We start from the raw sequence: 17,190 nt of genomic DNA, 5'->3' as shown, positions 1-17,190 counted from the left end.
CTATCGCTTCTTTTCGCCAACAACAACAGTTAAATGGCTAGTACGTTTTAAAATGGGGGAACGCCCTCCCCGACTTTTTGATTTTGATCGCTTATATACGGGGCCTGCATCAACACGTACTTCTATGACACTTAAATCTTCACATTTTATATTTTCATGAAGCACAGCGTTTGCAACAGCGCTATCAAGAACCTTTTTCAAACATCTTCCAGCTTTTAATTCAGAAAACAACAGCTGTTCTCGAGCTCTTTGCACACTTAAACTCCTCATAAGCTCGGCAGCTAGTCGTGCTTTACGAGGTTGTACCCGGATATAACGGGCAGTCGCTTTAAACATAATACGTCTCTCTTTTTAGACTTACCCTCTTTTCACAGGATGACTTTTGAATATTCTTGTGGGAGAAAATTCCCCCAGCTTATGACCAACCATAGTTTCTGAAACAAAAACACTGAGAAACTTTTTCCCATTATGAACTTCAAATGTATGGCCTATCATTTCAGGAATGATCATTGAACGACGAGACCATGTTTTAATAGGAGTTTTCTTTTCCTCTAAATTCATAGTACGAACTTTCTTCAATAGATGGTGATCAACAAAAGGACCTTTTCTTAACGACCTACTCATAAATAATCCCTACTTTCTTCGATCTTTAACTATCCACTTATTACTTTTACGCTTATCGCGAGTCTTTAATCCTTTAGTAACTTTCCCCCATGGTGTACGAGGAATATAACCATTATGTCGGCCTTCACCTCCGCCATGTGGATGATCTACAGGATTCATAGCCGTACCACGAACTGTTGGACGCACTCCCATCCAACGCTTTCTTCCAGCTTTCCCTTCAACTCGCAGATTATGATCAGAGTTAGAAACTTCTCCGACAGTCGCTCGACAACTTTCATTTAACATCCGAAATTCTCCGGAAGGCATTTTTAAAGTTACGTAACCAGGAGTCTTTGCAATAATTTGTGCGGCCAATCCAGCAGACCTCACTAACTTTCCTCCGGAAGAAGGACGCATTTCTATATTATGAACATTTAATCCCAGAGGCATGCTTTTCAAACTCATACAGCACCCCGGCCTGAAAGGACTTCCCTCTCCAGAAACCACCATATCACCCCTTTTAAGGCCTTTAGGAGCCAAAATATAGCGCTTCTCGCCATCTTCATAACTCAGCAAAGCAATATACGCAGAACGATTAGGATCATACTCTACGGTCACGACTTTAGCGGTAATACCGTCTTTATTTCTTTTAAAGTCAACAACTCGGAGAAGCTTTCTAGCTCCACCACCACGATGACGACAGGAAATGTGACCTAAATTATCTCTTCCTCCTGTACTTTTTTTAAAGTGGGATAGCTTTTTGTATGGTCGAACACTCTTTTTGGAACTAGACCCAGACAACTCTCCACTTTTAGTTAACTCATCAAAAGCGGGAAGAACTAACTGTCGAGTTCCCGGAGTTACTGGCTTAAATTTTTTAAACATAATTTTTCCTTAAATTAGATGGAATGTCCAGACTGGAAGGTTACAATAGCTTTTTTAAAACCAGCTGTTTTTCCTTTTCGGTTTTTACGACCTCGAAGAATTCGAGCCGGTTGCGGTTTTACACACACCGTATTAACACTTTTTACTTTCACATTTTTATCAGCGTAAATAGCCTCTAAAGACTTTGCAATAAGAGGTTTTGATGCATCGCTAGCAACAACAAAAACAAATTTTGGATGTTTACAATAACTTCCTTTTTTCTTCCCTTCTCCAGAACCTAGACTAAGACCTTCAAGCATTTTAGCCTTTTCCGTTACATAGTGTCGTTTAATCACATCGTAAGGATCTTTCATATCCGAATTCCTTTAATCTTTAGTTTCTGAAATAAAATGTTTGAAAAGATCTTCCAGAGCTTTTTCAGACATTACAATGTTGCGAGCTGCTGCTATATCGTATCCATTAAGGTTAGCGCCATAAACAAATCCTCGTGTAGCGGGAAGATTTCGCAAACTTAATCTAATATTTTGGTTGAGGGCTATATGATCAAGATGATCTATAAATAAAATTCCTCGACACTCTACACCACAATTTTTAAGAAAACGCAAAGCCTCTTGGGTTTTAGGAGCATTTAAACTTTCAATGAAAACACTATTATCTGCCACAACCAACTTTTGAGATTGAATTTTTTGAGCCAATAAGAGACGTATAGCGGCTCTTTTCTCTTTACGATTTATTCGAACGTGTTGATTGAATTTAGGCTTGGGACCAAAAACAATCCCACCACCTCGAAACTGAGGAGAGGCTAAAGACCCCTGCCGAGCATTCCCTGTTCCCTTTTGCTTAAAAGGTTTTTTTGTCGAATGGCTAACTTCTGAACGATTTTTTGTACTCGCAGACCACTGTCTTTTATTTGCTCTAATTGCAACAAGGTAGTCTTTTACAGATTGAAGCCCTTCTCCTTCTTCAACAAAAAAAGAGTCCGACACTTCTATTTCACCTGTCTTTTTCCCTGAAAAATCAAATTTTGACAATAACACCATAAGACCTCTTCTGTATTCTCCCATCCTTGCTAAGCTCTAGAAGACCGCCTCACAACAACAACAGAACCTTTAGAACCGGGGATTGCACCCTTAACTAATAATATTTTTCTTTCTAAATCTATTTTTATAATTTCCAAGTTTTTCACTGTCACATTATCATCTCCCATATGACTAGGACGCTTACTTCCTGGAAAGCATCGACCTGGAGTCGACCTCATTCCAATAGAACCAGCATGACGATGAAATCCAGAACCATGAGTTCCTGGGCCGCCTCGAAAACCAAATCTCTTCATGACCCCCTGAAAACCTTTTCCCTTTGAAACACCACTTATATCAACAGATGAAACTCCTTCAAAAACTTCTAAACCAAAAGCATCTCCTAAAGACACAGAGCTAGCAACGTCTTCAGAAACACGCGTTTCTTTTAAAAAACGAAAAACTCGGTCACCTGATTTTTTCAAATGTCCGAGCTTTGGTTTAGTATACCGTTTTTGAATAGTTTGTAATGGTAGAGACTCCTCTCCTGCACCCATTTGTAGAGAGGTATAACCATCCTTCTCTATAGTTTTAATTTGGGTTACAACATTAGGTTTTATACTAATCACTGAGCATGCCACAAGATTGCCATCTTTATTAAAAACGTGGAGCATGCCTTCTTTCTTTCCCATCAAACTCATATGAGATTGCATAAAACTACCCATTAATAAGAATGATTCGCCTGCTTACAGGGCAACCAGACAAATCTTTTTAGTATTTTAACTCGTAGAATTCCCTAAAAAGAAAAGGAACCTTTTCCTTAAGAAAATAAAGGGAGAGGTTATCAGAGAGAGAAGATTTTTACAATGGAAAAAAACAATCTTAAGATCAATAACACAAAGATAAAAGGGTTATTTTAAAACTCTTGTTAGCTGATAAATACAAACTCACTTCTAAAAAAAATTTAGAAGTGAGTTTGAAAGATTGAAAAGAAAAATTAGATTATTTAGAAGCTCCAGCAGATTGCCAAATTTTATAAATCCCTAGCAGTGAAGATCCCGTAGTTAAAGCTCCAACACAGGCAAGATTGCAAGCCGCAGACATAGGAAATGGAATAAGTTTCAGGATATCTGCAATAAACTCTAATCCTTTTTCTATAATAGTAAGAATTGCTTTCTTTATACCTCCAATATACGAACTCCTAAGAGCTTGTGAAGCTTTCTCAATATCGTCAACGTTACATGAAACGCCTTCTTCTTCATTATTTGGGGCAGCCATTAATAACGCTCTACCACGCAAATAGGCACGCCGCTCTGTAACAATAGAAAGCGCTCCTCCAAGAACTCCAGATACATGGTTCGCTGCCATCAATGTAGAAACTCCCATACCTAAGCCTTCTTTTTCTTTCGAGCCAAGGAAAGGAGTTGGAGCAATTTTATTTACAAGAAGAGTTGGCTTTAAAACACCAAAACTAAGAGAGAAGGTAAGGGCGCCAACAGCGCTGCAAGCTTCTTTCGCTGCAGCCAAAGCAAAGTCACTTCTAAGAACCATAAAGTCTTTAGGAAGGACAAAGGCATCGTTCGTAGGATATTTATATGCGGGAGAAGAAGAGAAACATTGTTTCAGAAGACTACAACATTTTTGAGTTGATGTTACACAACCAGGGATAGCTCCATTAAAAACATTCCCTAATGCCATAACATCTCGAGCCGTTTTGGTAAGGTTTAAAGAATTTTGAGCCAACTTAATAGCCTCAGCACTTCCTCCGGTCTCCTGAAGGATTCCTAAAGCTAACTCTGAAACTGACTTTCCACACTTAAATGTTTTGTCCAGCCCCGAAGACATGTTAACAAATTTTGCCAGACGGTTATTTTTATTTGTAAAAAACTGTTTAAAACAATTGCTTGATGCAGATTTTTTTGTGACCTGTTGACATGTGTTCGAGGCGGTCACCAACTTTAATGCATATTTAGTTATAGTTGTTGTCATAAACCTCCTTTCACAGGGTAAAAGAAGTCATAATATCATAAAACACATTAAAACTAAATGAAGGCAAAAGAAAAAGATTTTTTTAATTAATTAGATTAAAGTATTATTTTTAATTTAGATGATGAATATCCATTTAAAAAAATTTTTGAATTCATAACATTCTTGCCTTCTGGTTGAATTTCTAGAAGGCTAAGAGCTCCTTGTGAACATGCTACGAGCAGTTCTTTTTGACCTGAATCAAAGATTGTTCCCGGAGCCCCAAAATCTCCAGATTCAGCAAAAAGACGCGCCTTATGAATAGTTAAACGTTTTTCAGGCTTTTCGCGTGCAGAAAATAAAGTCCAAGCTCCGGGAGCCGGTGTAACACCACGAATATGAGCATAAACCTTTTTTGCAGATTCTCCCCAAGGAACTCTCCCCTCTTCTTTCGATAGCTTAGGAGCCATCGTAGCTTTAGTAGAATCTTGAGGAGTTAGAATTAGCTTACCAGACTCAAGTTGAACTAAAGTCTTTTTCAATACCTCTGGACCTTGAGCTGCTAGAGCTTCTTCAAGCTCTCCCGCTGTCATATCATCTTCTACAACGACATGTGTTGTATTGACAATATCCCCTGTATCCATACCAGCATCCATACGAATGACAGTATTCCCAGATTCCACGACTCCGTCCATTATACAACGTTGTATAGGAGCTGCACCACGATAAGCAGGAAGAAGACCTGCATGGAGATTGTAACAACCATAACGAGGAATATCTAAGATTTCCTGACGTAAAATGACTCCATAAGCAACAACAACAAATACATCCGCATTGAAAACTTTTAGCTGCTGTATGAACTCAGGATCTGATACTTTTATAGGCTGAAGTAAAGGCAGATTATGTGTCAGAGCAGAAATTTTCACTGGAGAAGGAACAGGCTGAGCTGATCTTTTTTGAGGCTTGTCTACTCTAGAGACAACACCGACAACTTGAATACCATAAGCAAGTAAGCCTTCTAAAACAGTAGCAGCAAATTGAGGAGTGCCAAAATAAACAACTTTAAGATTCAATTAAAGCTCTCGTTTTTTCTAAATTTTCTTCTTGTAAAGCTTGTTTATCTGTACGTCCTTCGATCCCCCGTTTACTAGAGGTTTGGCAAAAATCAATAAAATGTGAAACTTCAGGGATATGACCAAGTTCTTCTTGAGCTTCTATTAGAGCCTCTTGAAAACATCCTTCAGAGCGATAAACTCGTTTAAAAGCTTTTATTAAAGCTAATCGCGTTGCAAAAGGAACAGATCTTCTTTGTAAGCCAATTTTATTAATTCCTCCAAGCTGATAAGGGTTTCCACTCCCGATAGTGTAAGGAGGAATATCTCGACGAATACCACTAAGGGCTCCGACCATTGCATGAGTGCCTATACGAACAAACTGATGAACGCCAACCATTCCACCGATAATCGCATAATCATCAACTTGAACATGCCCTGCAAGTTGAGCATGATTACTTAAAACCACGTGATGCCCAAGGGTACAGTTATGAGCAACATGAGCACAAGGCATTATTAGACAATGATCTCCAATAGAAACTGTTGTTCCTTCAAATGTAGAGGATGTAATAATAGCAAATTCGCGAATTTCACAATATTCACCAATTATTACAAAAGTTTTTTCCCCACGATATTTTAAATCTTGAGGTTTATTTCCAATCATTGCAGAGGGCCATATTGTCGTTCCCTTACCTATGGTAGTATACCCATCAATGTAGGCGTAAGACTTTACAGTAACATTATCGCATAAGGTTACTGTAGATTTGATCATAGCATACGGCTCCACAACAACATTCTTTCCAATTTTTGCCCCAGGCTCGACAATTGCAGAAGGGTGAATGTTCGTCATATTTCTCCGTTATCTATAGGGATTCTTTATCTACTAGAGCAAAGCTCAACTCTGCTTCTGTCGCAAGCGAAGAATCTACATACGCTTGTGCCATAGCTTTTCCTCCTTTCGAGGAAATTAAAGAAAATTTTGCATTTAAAGAGAGTATATCTCCAGGTCGTACAGCTAAACGAAATTTAGCTTTTTGTACTCCCAAAAATAACGCTATTCTTTTGCTTTTATCATTTTCAAGAACTAGACCTAATAATACACCGGCAGCTTGTGCTAAAGACTCTAAAATTAATACCCCAGGCATAATTGGAGTTTCTGGAAAATGTCCAACAAAAAAAGGTTCATTTATTGAAACATTTTTTTGAGCTTTTATACTCTTATTCTTTATGTCATAAGACACAACCTTATCCACAAGCAAAAAAGGATAACGATGTGGAAGTAAGTCTAATATTTTTCGAATTTTTATTGCTGATTGATTCATCACTTGCTTTCTCTCACTTGCAAAGCTTTTAGAATTTCCTTCCCAAAAGCAACATTCGAAGAATGTCCTGATCCCACAGCAAACACATGCGCAACAAAAGGTTGTCCAACCAATGAAAGATCTCCTATTAAATCTAAGATTTTATGTCTCACAGGCTCATCAGGGAATCGTAATTGCCCACGACTAATAATACCATCGTCTTTAAAAACTACAGCATTTTCAAGACATCCTCCTCCAATCAAACCCTTATTCATTAAAAAACACAACTCATTATAAAGAGCAAATGTTCTACAAGGAGCTATACTTTCTCGAAAAGAAGCTTCAGTAATTACTAAAGAGCGATATTGCGTCCCTATGGTTGGGCTTTGAGGATAATGTAAAGTGTAGGAAATTTTTAGCTCTTCAGATGGAAATGCTGCAAGAAAAATGTCTTGATATTGATAATAAACTGGTTGAGAAAGTCTAGCAATAGAGATTTTTTCTTCTAATTCGCAAATCCCAGCTTTATCTATCAAATCTACAAAAACATTCGAGCTTCCATCTCCTATAGGGATCTCCTCATCACTACACTGAACGATAACGTTATCTAAATCACTAGAGCGCAAAGCTGCCATAAGGTGCTCTACAGTAGCAATAATTGTACTACCTTGTGATAGGGTTGTACTACGCCCAGTGTCATATACATGTGGTAACAATGCGGGGATATCCTGCCATTCTCCAGAAGAAGTGTTACGACGGAAAATTATCCCTGTATTGGCTTTCGCAGGAAGCAAAGAAAGTCTCGCGGATCTACCAAAGTGGATTCCCACTCCAGAATAACTAACCTCGCGCTTTAACGTTTTCTGAGCTCGTTCTAACATGCAAAAACCTGACAGAGAGTCTTCGTATATTATCCTTTTTCTTTTTTAGCAAGCAAGCGATATCCTATGATACCTACTCCAAGATATCCTGATAAACATAAGGCTATACACCCCATAATCCAATCTCCACAATAAGCGTATAAAGTTTGATAAGTAAATAAGGGGATAGAGACTTGTAAAACTCCCGGTACAGCTTTTTGATTTCGAGTTTCATAAGGCAATTGACTCACTATACGTCCTAGAGAATCTACTGCGGCAGTTACTCCTGTTTGACATGCACGAACACAAGGCATTCCCAATTCTTGATTACGTAAAATTCCATGGGAAAAATGGACTTGAGGCAATCGAGAAGAGGGGTACCATCCATCATTTGTTAAATTAACAAGAAGTCGAGCTCCTTGTTGTTTATAGATCCGTAAAAGATAGCCAAATGTTTCTTCATAACAAATAGACACTCCCAAAGCAGGCAAACCAGAAACTTTTATGATTCCTGAACGAATTCCTGGCAAACGTAAACATGTCAGCATTTGCTCTGGAAAAAATTTTTTACAAATAAATTTTCCTAAACGTCCACCAGGAATATATTCCCCTCCGGGAACCAAAACTCGTTTATCATATCCTTGCTGTTCTTGCTCTGATATAAGCTCTGCAGAGTTATAAAAATATATATGTTCCGAAGACTCTTCCCAACGCTCCATCCCAATTAAAACTGGGCAACGAAAATATTGGGATAAAATTTGTACCCAATCAAAATTAGTTAACCCATCTTTTTTATCGGGAATTACAAAAGGAGCAAGTACTGGTAAACTATCTTCATAAGAGTATATCCTTTTACTACTATCAAAAGGAACAGCGACCTCAGGAAAGATAAGCACATCTATAGGTTTGTGTATATTTGCAATAAGATCTATAAGTCGTTGCCATGCTTGAACAGGATTTTTTAAAGGAGGGTCTTCAGGAGAAATTGCAGGTTGAACTACAGCAACATTTAAATTTTCATTATTTTCTACTGCCCTATGTTTCAAATATTCATAGTGAATACCTCCCAAGCAGAAAGGAAGAATCAAAGAAATCGACCAACATATTTTTGCAAAAGCCTTTCTCAATAAAACACAATAAAAACTTATTCCAACAGCAACAATTACAAAACTTTGTCCTGCCCAACCAAAAAAACCACCAAACTGCCTTCCGTAAGAACATGCAGTCATTGGCAAACCTAGATAATCTAAAGACATTCCTGAACATATGCCATAAAACCTTATCATTTCCATGGCAACCCAGACTCCAGGAAGACACCAAAGCAGTTTTAGCATTCTCTGTCGCATGACAGTAATAAGCAAATAGGAGAAGCAAGAAAATAAAAAAGCTAAAATTCCTATTAAAAAAATCCAAACTAAATAAATAAATTTCCCTACATAAAGATCTGATAGCATCCAAGAAAAATGAAAAGCCTCTACTGTTAGAGACCAGAAAAAAAGGGAAAAAAAGAGAGCTTTCCTAGAAAGATGCAGACCTTTTAAAGGCTCTAAACTATACCATAAAAGTCCATAACCACAAGCGAACCCTAATAAAGAAAAAAACTGACTGATATCAGGTTGAGCTAAAATAAGGATTACCAAAGAAGCAAAAAATCCAAAGGCTCTAAACACAAGGCTTCCTATTTATTTGTCTTCAAACGTGCCTGTCGTCGCACATCTGCCTCATTATATCGTCGTTTTTCTTCCGCACTTTTAGGAACAATATGGTGAACAAGAGTAGGTCGATTATCATTATCCATAGCAACAAAAGTAAAATAAGCAGAAGTGATGTGTCTTCTTTCCTGTCTATAGATATTTTCTGCCCAAACTTTAACACCAACTTCCAAGGAAGTGCGCCAAGTTCTATTCACAGCAGCCTTGCAAATGAGGTTCTCTCCCATATATGCAGGGGCATAAAAACATAAAGCATCAACAAAGGCGGTAACACAAATACGTTCAGTATGACGTTCCGCAACAACTAAAGCCAAGCGATCTAGTAAACTCATTAATAAACCACCAAATACGGTGTTATTTGCATTAAGATCGTTAGGAAAGATCTTATAGATATGCCCATCAATACAACTAGATAATACGAGTTTATTTTTCAGAGTCAAAAGCACTCCTCAAAAAACTTTAAAAATTCTCTTGGTCGGATAGTATAGGTCACTTCAAAGAAAATCAAGAGGTTCTAAATAGAAATTTAGAAAATAGATTATAATAGAAATCTTTTGAACAGTAACTAAAGCTCTTTTATAAGCTCATAAAAGGATTATTCACCTGAGAAAAACCTGTCCCTTTCTGACGAAGTTTTATTTCATGTTTAATAGAAAATAATAAATCGGAATCAAAATCCATTTTAGAAGCCCACATTAAATAGGCTAAAGGAATTTCGGAAAAACAACGTCCTTTGTGTTTTCCCAAAGGCATATACTTCATTTTTATAGGCTTTGCTAACACCTGTTTTAGTTGCTCTATAGTTTGAAAACGCTTACACAAGTGCTTAAAAATGCTGATATTAATCTCCACATCCTTCATTGCACGATGATTCCCATCGTATGGGACATTAAAGTGTACTGCAAGAGATTCTAAGGAGTTGTTAGGACAATCTCCATATTCTTTTGCAAGCCTCAAAGTATCAATAACGCAATACTTTGATAGAGAGGCCTCACTAATGCGTTCTGCTTCTTGAGACAAAACTTGTAAATCAAAACCAACACTATGACCAACAATATGATCACCCTCCTTGAGAAAAGCTTTGATTTTTGGATAAACTTTTGCGAACTTTGGTTGATCTTTGAGCATTTCATTAGAAATATGGTGTATTCTCTGTGATTCTACAGAAACAACCCTCTCAGGATTAATTAAAAACTCCATAGAATCAATAATATGGTCAAAAGTAAAGCGAACTACGGCAAATTCAATAATACGATCCTTTTTTACATCCAACCCTGTCATTTCACAATCTAGGCAAACAAAAATCGTATCTTTTAATAATGTCATAGTTCCTTCTTATCCTAATCTTTATGATAAAAGCGCTTTGGGAGCATCTATACGAACTTCCCTTTGCTCTAACATCAATGTTTCTATATAAATACGTATAGAATCGCGAAACTGAGGAGTTTGAATCCGATCTGCCCATTCAATACATATGACATCATCTTCTTCTGTATCTTGAAATATAGACATTAAACACTCTTTATCTAATCGATAAAAATCGTAATGACATACTCTACGAGAAGAGCTTTCATAAACATGAAGAAGAGAGAAAGAAGGGCTGGCTACATCTTTAGCGAACGTACTACCTAAAAATCCTTGCACAACACCACGGACAAACTCTGTTTTTCCTGCTCCGTAATCTCCGAACAAAAGCAACACCATTCCTGGAGAAAGGCGCTTACCTAACCAGGCTCCAAACATCACAGTTTCTATAGAGGAATTAGTTACTCTTCTGTATCCACCCATTGACTAATATACACATGAAATGCGGTGTCATCAGCTAAGCTTTCTATAAATTCGGCTATTTTCTCTTCTTCTAAAGCATCCTGTAATAGGGATAAGAAAGAGTTTTCTAATTGGAATTTATGTTGATTTTGTACTTCTTTTAGAGTCATTGGTCGCAAATATCCAGAAATAAAATCCTCTAAAAGATCTGATAAATTATGAAACAACTTGCCTGTAACAACAGAAGCAAATACTGTTTTTACAATAGGCTCTTTAGGAGAAACTATATATTCTTTAATAACATTAGGATCATCTGAAACAAGGAAACGTTTTATACGCACTCCACCCTGCTGTTCGATATTTTGAGGGCATGAAGACAACCAATCATATATAGCATCTTGAGGATTAGCATACACGTTATCAGCAAAAACTTTACCAGTAAAAGGGCAAATGTAAATGCGCTTCGTATGCTCGTTAACCTCTGGCTTTCCAGAACTTATTTGTATTTCTGTTTCACGCCAAATTTTCTTATCTTTTTCAAGAATCTGTACAGCATCTTCTGCATTCTTGAAAATAATTTTATCACGAACAAACACAACAGGACGTAAACCCATAGCGCATTCTAAATAAAATAAATAAGTCGCTAATAATTCTGGTTTTTTTTGAGTTTCCAAAAACCGTAAAAGTTTTTGTTTATTTTCTCCAGAAATCTCCATGCCGATTCCTTTTTGACAATACGAGCAACTGTAAGACTCTTCCATCGACAAAAGCTAAAGGAAACCCCTAGCAATTCAAAAACGATTTGATTTGCCTTACATTAAACGAGTCATATTATCAGAGACGATAATTATGTTGAACATAAAGGTATCATTGCACTGATTTGTAAAAAAAATAATGTATTTTTCTTTAAAAAGTTTCTCATTTGTGTTTTTTATTATCTATGTCTACAATTCTGCAAAATGCAGCTATGGCGGAATCGGTAGACGCGCTAGATTCAGGTTCTAGTGAGCTTTAGCTCATGGAAGTTCAAGTCTTCTTAGCTGCACATTGGGAAACGACATTCGAGAAGGATTTTAAATTATGGTAAAGATAGTATCAGCACAAGACTTCGATACATTCACTAGTGTAGGATTGGTTCTTATAGATTTTTTTGCCGAATGGTGTGGTCCATGTAGAATGCTTACCCCTATACTAGAATCTCTAGCATCAGAATTACCTCACGTCACTATTGGGAAGGTCAATATAGATGATAATTCAGGCCCTGCAGAGAAATATGAAGTGAGTTCAATTCCTACCCTTATACTTTTTAAAGATGGGAAAGAGGTTGCACGCACTGTAGGTCTAAAAGATAAAGAAACTTTAATAGAGTTGATTAACAAACACGCTTAAAATTATCTGAGAAGGCAAAACTGAGAAAGTTTTGCCTGACAACTTCATATAAAACTATCCCAACAGTTGTTGCTAAGTTTAAGGATCTTGCTTCAGAAAACATGGGAACAAAATAGCAACGTTTTCTATATTTTTCTAAAACAGGTTTAGGCAAACCTTTTGACTCTGAACCAAAAATAAATACCCCTTCATTAGACATAGGGGCATCAGCATAATATCTTGAACCTTTCGTAGAAAAACAAAAAATATTTTCTTCTAAAGAATCTTTCAAAACATCCTCTAAGGAATCTACAACTTTTAAATTTAGCTTACTCCAATAGTCCATTCCTGCTCTCTTAACAAATTTATCAAGCAAGGAGAACCCTAGGGGCCTTACTAAAATTAGCTCAGCTCCAAGAGCTACGCAGGTCCTACCAATGTTTCCTGTATTTTGAGGAATATCAGGAGAAACAAGGACTACTTTCATGATGCTATAGAAGGATCTTCTTCCGCTGTTGCTACTCCTTCTTCATTAGCTTGAATCAAATGAATTTCAAAAATTAACAAAGAATTTGGGGGAAGCTGTCCTGAAGTTCCATAAGCAAGATCAGGGTGAATATAAAGAATTCGGGTTTCTCCTTCTTTCATTCCTTGCATTCCTAAAGCAAATCCTGGAATAGTTTGATTTAAAGGCAATAAAATAGGTTCTTTACTATCGTTAGAACTACTAAATATCTGACCATTAATAAAGGAACCTTTGTAATGTAACAAAGTCTCAGGTTTACCAGAAATTGCCTTCCCAGTGCCTTCTTTTATAATTTTATACTGTAGTTTATTAGGCTGGACCTCAACAACATCAACATTCTTGCTGTTATCTCTTAAAAACTTCTCTGCAAGAGAAAGATTTTCTTTTGCTTTTCTTTCGAATATCACTTTTTGAACTTCTGCCATTTTCTCTTCATATTCTGCTTCTGTTAGTGGAGCATCTTTACAAGCTAGTTCTCTTTGTAACCCTTTAGCCACTTCAGAAATATCAAACACGACATCTTCAGATTTTCGTAATTGTCTCGCTAACAAATGACCAAAAGTTCTTGATAGCTTCTGGTTTTCTACTAATTCTTCTTCGTCATCATCATGCTCTTGTTCAACTCGAGGCTTTTGACTGCGAGTAGAACTTGGATCACAAGAAGAGATGGAAAAAGCCATAGCTACTGTTGTTAAAATTAAATTCCATCGCTTACTCATTTTTTCTCCTATCATTGAACTTATCTGAGGTATGCTAAATACAACTATAACTCATTTAAGAAGCTACCTTAATATTTAACTCTTTTAATTGGGAAGACATTATTTCTGCAGGAGCATTCATCATGAGATCAGCAGCTTTTTGAGTTTTAGGGAATGCAATAACTTCTCGAATACTTTCCGTTTGAGTTAACACCATTATAAGTCGATCTAATCCTAAAGCAATACCTAAATGTGGCGGTGTACCAAAACTTAAAGCTTTTATGAAGAAACCAAATTTTTCTTCTATACTTTGCGGCGATAACTTTAGTAAAGCAAATATTTTATTTTGTAATTCTGCACTATGAATACGCTGAGACCCTGAAGCAATCTCGTATCCATTAAGAACCAAATCATAACTTGATGAACGAACAGATAATGGTTTAGAATCTAATAAAGAAATATCTTCTTCTAAAGGAGCTGTAAAAGGATGGTGCTCAGCACTAAGCTCGCCTTCTGTTAGAGTAAACAAAGGAAAATCTGTAATCCAAACAAAATTAAACTGATTTTCATCATAAAGCTGACGCTCTTTAGCAATTAATCGACGCAGGTGATCTAAAGCCTGATTTGCCACTGACTCTGGAGCAGCTATAAGTAATAAAATATCTTGATTTTGAGCTCCAAAATCATCAAACATAGCTTCAAAAGCTTCTTCTGAAGCAAATTTTGAAACATTAGAAGACACTCCACTCTCTTGTTTTTTAATCCAGACAAGCCCCATAGCACCGTAACGTTTTACAAACTCTGTATAACTATCCAATTGCTTACGTGAAATATCTGCTCCTCCAGAAACACAAAAACCTTTAATTGTCCCTCCTTGAGCAAGCTGATCTAAAAAAATAGAAAAAGAAAAATTTTTAGCATGATTGCGACAATCTTTTAAACGAAGATCGAACCGAAGATCAGGCTTATCCGTACCATAAAAATCCATAGCATCTTTATAAGTCATTTTAAGCAAAGGTAGAGAAATCTCTATGCCTTTGACGGCAAATATTGAAGCCACAAGCTTCTCTATTATCGGGAACAGATCTTGAGTATCCCCAAAACTCATTTCAATATCAATTTGTGCAAATTCAGGTTGGCGATCTGCACGCAAATCTTCGTCTCTAAAACAAGTTGCTATTTGAAAATAGCGATCTAATCCTCCGACCATAAGAAGCTGCTTAAAAATTTGAGGAGACTGAGGCAAGGCATAAAATTCTCCAGGATAGATTCTTGAGGGAACAACATAATCTCTAGCACCCTCAGGAGTAGATTTCCCTAGTATAGGAGTGACTACCTCAATAAAGCCTAATTCACTCAAAAAGGAGCGGCAAGCAAGCATGACATTATGACGACATGTTAATCTATCAAGAATTTCTCCTCGACGCATATCTAAGTAACGATATTGTAAACGTAACTCTTCGTTAACTTGAATATGTTCATCTGAAATAGAAAAAGGCAAATTTTGAGATTTTGATAAAATCTGTAATTTCTGAATTTCAACTTCAATATCTCCAGTAGAAATATTAGGGTTTTCCATACCAGACAAACGAGAACAAACTTTCCCCTCAACAGCAAGAACCCACTCAGAACGCACAGCATTCAGCCTCTGATGTAGTTCTTGATCATCTTTTTCTCGACAAACTATTTGTGTTATCCCAAAACGATCCCGTAAATCAATGAAAACAACACCACCATGATTTCGAAAACGATGTACCCAACCAGCAAGGCGAACACACTTACCAACATGATTTATTGATAATTCATTACAATGATGTGTTCTGTATTTCATATAGCAACCTCTGCTCTATTTCTTCTTTTGATCCGGAAAACTCTTGCCGCAAAAACATATTTTTAACAGTTAAAAGCTGAGAGCTTAACTCTCTTTTCCCAACCAAACAAACATGGGAAACTTGCTCAGCACTAGCAACTTGCAAAGCGGTTTTTACTTTTTTATGAGACCATTCGATTTCTGTCGGAATTCCCAAATCACGTAATTTTTGTGCCCACATGAAACAAAAATTATCTGCCTCCAGCTCCAAAGGAATTAAACGAAATTTCTGGAGAACATCAATAGTAATTTGTCCTTGAGCTAATAAAGTTTGAATTACCCGCTCTAATCCAATTCCAAAACCACATGCAGGAGTTGAAGGTCCACCAGACTCAGCAATTAAATTATCATAACGCCCTCCTCCTCCTAGAGCATATACATGCCCTTGAAACGTTGAGAAAGCTTCAAAAACTAGATCTGAATAATAATCTAAACCTCGAACCAAGCGAGGGTTTATTGTATAAGGAATATTTAAAAGAGATAAAGCTCGTAAAATCTCATCAAAATACTCTCGATCTGTATCAGAAACATAATCTAAAATAGGGGGAGCGTGGTGAATTATTTCTTGATCTTCCGGTTCTTTTGAATCTAGAATTCGCAATAAATTCGTTTTATATCTATCTTTGCTTAAGTCTGATAAAAGATTAAAATGTTCTTCAAAATAGATTCGCAAAACCTCACAATAGCGCTTTCTTGTGTCAGCAGAACCTAGAAAATTAAGTTGTATATGCATGTGCTGCAAACCAACTTGCTTATAAAAAGTCCAAAGTAAAGCTAGAATTTCTGCATCTCTTAAAGAATGTCTTACTCCTATAGCCTCGACACCAAATTGATGATGTTGACGATATCTTCCAGACTGTTGACGCTCATAACGAAACATTGGAAGAATATAATAAAATTTATTATCGCTACGACGATCTGAGAAATGCTCTATAAAGGCACGCACAACAGGCGCAGTACCTTCTGGTCTTAAAGTTAATGAACGACCTTTTTTATCTAAAAAAGAATACATTTCTTTTTTAACAATATCACTATAATCTCCAATACGAGAAAACAATTCTGTCTTTTCAAAAACAGGTGTACGGATCTCACTAAATCCGTACAGAGAACAAAGCTTGCGAATGGCATTCTCTACACTTAGCCATAGTGTAGAAAGTCGCCACAAATGCTTCGAATTAGTCAAATAAGGGAATACATCAAATACCCCTTTAGGCAAATCTATAGTCACACACAGTCTTTCACTTTCAGGTTGAGAACTTTTTTCTTAATAGTAAGCTAGAATATCCAAAATTTAGATAAAGAGCAAAATCAAACCCACCCTTCGTAATAAACGAGACATTCTGGATGAATAGGTTCTATAATTTCGTATATAGGAAAATTATCTTGCAGCATGCATACGCACCCTTCTAGGGAAAACCGAAGCGTCATTAAAGGTCTTGACTCCTGGTTAACATTTACTCCTATTGGAGACAAAAACAAGCTTAACAAAATAAATTTAGACCATTTCATTTGCTAATTGTGGTTTACAGCGCTTCTATTAAGATCTCTAATCAATATTAATGATCTC

Annotated in this window: 21 protein-coding genes and 1 tRNA gene; 2 read left to right on the top strand and 20 right to left on the bottom strand. The window is 36.7% G+C overall.

Annotation, left to right across the window (positions count from 1 at the left end):
- From rplV to JMS40_RS01785, 16 genes are all read right to left on the bottom strand, one after another.
- Entirely contained in the window at positions 1-336 is a 336-nt protein-coding gene (gene rplV, locus JMS40_RS01860; RefSeq protein WP_201456584.1) for a 50S ribosomal protein L22, read from the bottom strand.
- A 21-nt stretch (positions 337-357) separates the two neighbouring features.
- Complete coding sequence (gene rpsS / locus JMS40_RS01855; protein WP_201456583.1) at positions 358-624, bottom strand: 30S ribosomal protein S19; 267 nt, start codon at positions 622-624, stop codon at positions 358-360.
- A gap of 9 nt (positions 625-633) precedes the next feature.
- Entirely contained in the window at positions 634-1,488 is an 855-nt protein-coding gene (gene rplB / locus JMS40_RS01850; protein WP_201456582.1) for a 50S ribosomal protein L2, read from the bottom strand.
- A 14-nt stretch (positions 1,489-1,502) separates the two neighbouring features.
- Positions 1,503-1,841, bottom strand: coding sequence for a 50S ribosomal protein L23 (locus JMS40_RS01845; RefSeq protein ID WP_201456581.1), 339 nt, complete (start codon positions 1,839-1,841; stop codon positions 1,503-1,505).
- 12 nt (positions 1,842-1,853) lie between these two features.
- Positions 1,854-2,528, bottom strand: a complete 675-nt coding sequence (gene rplD, locus JMS40_RS01840; RefSeq protein WP_201456624.1) for a 50S ribosomal protein L4 — start codon at positions 2,526-2,528, stop codon at positions 1,854-1,856.
- A 29-nt stretch (positions 2,529-2,557) separates the two neighbouring features.
- Positions 2,558-3,217 (bottom strand): 50S ribosomal protein L3, encoded by a 660-nt coding sequence (gene rplC / locus JMS40_RS01835; RefSeq protein ID WP_201456580.1) that lies wholly within the window; start codon positions 3,215-3,217, stop codon positions 2,558-2,560.
- Between the two features lie 289 nt (positions 3,218-3,506).
- Positions 3,507-4,493, bottom strand: coding sequence for a hypothetical protein (locus tag JMS40_RS01830; RefSeq protein WP_201456579.1), 987 nt, complete (start codon positions 4,491-4,493; stop codon positions 3,507-3,509).
- A gap of 95 nt (positions 4,494-4,588) precedes the next feature.
- Positions 4,589-5,542, bottom strand: coding sequence for a methionyl-tRNA formyltransferase (gene fmt, locus JMS40_RS01825; RefSeq protein WP_201456578.1), 954 nt, complete (start codon positions 5,540-5,542; stop codon positions 4,589-4,591).
- Positions 5,532-6,371: an acyl-ACP--UDP-N-acetylglucosamine O-acyltransferase gene (lpxA, locus tag JMS40_RS01820; RefSeq protein WP_201456577.1), complete on the bottom strand. Its 840-nt coding sequence runs from the start codon at positions 6,369-6,371 to the stop codon at positions 5,532-5,534. The genes fmt and lpxA overlap by 11 nt, the downstream gene beginning before the upstream one ends.
- A gap of 13 nt (positions 6,372-6,384) precedes the next feature.
- Positions 6,385-6,843, bottom strand: coding sequence for a 3-hydroxyacyl-ACP dehydratase FabZ (fabZ, locus tag JMS40_RS01815; RefSeq protein ID WP_201456576.1), 459 nt, complete (start codon positions 6,841-6,843; stop codon positions 6,385-6,387).
- Positions 6,843-7,703, bottom strand: a complete 861-nt coding sequence (gene lpxC / locus JMS40_RS01810; protein WP_201456575.1) for a UDP-3-O-acyl-N-acetylglucosamine deacetylase — start codon at positions 7,701-7,703, stop codon at positions 6,843-6,845. Before lpxC ends, fabZ begins: the two co-directional genes overlap by 1 nt.
- A 29-nt stretch (positions 7,704-7,732) precedes the next feature.
- On the bottom strand, positions 7,733-9,352 hold the full coding sequence (gene lnt, locus JMS40_RS01805; RefSeq protein WP_201456574.1) for an apolipoprotein N-acyltransferase: 1,620 nt from the start codon (positions 9,350-9,352) through the stop codon (positions 7,733-7,735).
- Between the two features lie 8 nt (positions 9,353-9,360).
- A complete protein-coding gene (locus JMS40_RS01800; protein WP_201456573.1) occupies positions 9,361-9,840 on the bottom strand; it encodes an acyl-CoA thioesterase in 480 nt (159 codons plus the stop codon).
- Positions 9,841-9,970: 130 nt separating this feature from the next.
- Positions 9,971-10,720, bottom strand: coding sequence for a putative quorum-sensing-regulated virulence factor (locus JMS40_RS01795; protein WP_201456572.1), 750 nt, complete (start codon positions 10,718-10,720; stop codon positions 9,971-9,973).
- Positions 10,721-10,741: 21 nt separating this feature from the next.
- Entirely contained in the window at positions 10,742-11,182 is a 441-nt protein-coding gene (gene tsaE, locus JMS40_RS01790; protein ID WP_201456571.1) for a tRNA (adenosine(37)-N6)-threonylcarbamoyltransferase complex ATPase subunit type 1 TsaE, read from the bottom strand.
- Positions 11,161-11,877 carry a DUF2709 domain-containing protein gene (locus JMS40_RS01785; protein WP_201456623.1) on the bottom strand — a complete coding sequence of 239 codons (717 nt, stop codon included), beginning with the start codon at positions 11,875-11,877 and terminating at the stop codon, positions 11,161-11,163. The genes tsaE and JMS40_RS01785 overlap by 22 nt, the downstream gene beginning before the upstream one ends.
- Before the next feature lie 245 nt (positions 11,878-12,122).
- Between JMS40_RS01785 and JMS40_RS01780 the strand changes: the two genes are divergently transcribed.
- Both JMS40_RS01780 and trxA read left to right on the top strand, forming a co-directional pair.
- Positions 12,123-12,206, top strand: a tRNA-Leu gene (locus tag JMS40_RS01780).
- Between the two features lie 35 nt (positions 12,207-12,241).
- Positions 12,242-12,550 carry a thioredoxin gene (gene trxA, locus JMS40_RS01775; RefSeq protein WP_201456570.1) on the top strand — a complete coding sequence of 103 codons (309 nt, stop codon included), beginning with the start codon at positions 12,242-12,244 and terminating at the stop codon, positions 12,548-12,550.
- Here the strand turns inward: trxA and JMS40_RS01770 are convergent.
- Genes JMS40_RS01770 through hisS form a run of 4 tightly spaced genes read right to left on the bottom strand, consistent with a single transcriptional unit; the run spans position 12,534 to position 16,851 of the window.
- Positions 12,534-13,016, bottom strand: a complete 483-nt coding sequence (locus tag JMS40_RS01770) for a tRNA (cytidine(34)-2'-O)-methyltransferase (protein WP_201456569.1) — start codon at positions 13,014-13,016, stop codon at positions 12,534-12,536. The two genes, trxA and JMS40_RS01770, sit on opposite strands and share 17 nt — an antisense overlap.
- Positions 13,013-13,774 (bottom strand): FKBP-type peptidyl-prolyl cis-trans isomerase, encoded by a 762-nt coding sequence (locus JMS40_RS01765; protein WP_201456568.1) that lies wholly within the window; start codon positions 13,772-13,774, stop codon positions 13,013-13,015. The genes JMS40_RS01770 and JMS40_RS01765 overlap by 4 nt, the downstream gene beginning before the upstream one ends.
- A 55-nt stretch (positions 13,775-13,829) precedes the next feature.
- On the bottom strand, positions 13,830-15,584 hold the full coding sequence (gene aspS / locus JMS40_RS01760) for an aspartate--tRNA ligase (protein WP_201456567.1): 1,755 nt from the start codon (positions 15,582-15,584) through the stop codon (positions 13,830-13,832).
- Entirely contained in the window at positions 15,559-16,851 is a 1,293-nt protein-coding gene (gene hisS / locus JMS40_RS01755) for a histidine--tRNA ligase (protein ID WP_201456566.1), read from the bottom strand. The genes aspS and hisS overlap by 26 nt, the downstream gene beginning before the upstream one ends.
- Between the last annotated feature and the right edge of the window lie 339 nt (positions 16,852-17,190).

It is taken from the genome of Chlamydia sp. 17-3921 (genome assembly GCF_902705545.1).
Lineage (GTDB): Bacteria > Chlamydiota > Chlamydiia > Chlamydiales > Chlamydiaceae > Chlamydia.
The sequence above is the reverse complement of the archived record's forward strand: the minus strand, read 5'-3'. Positions and strand labels throughout refer to the sequence as shown.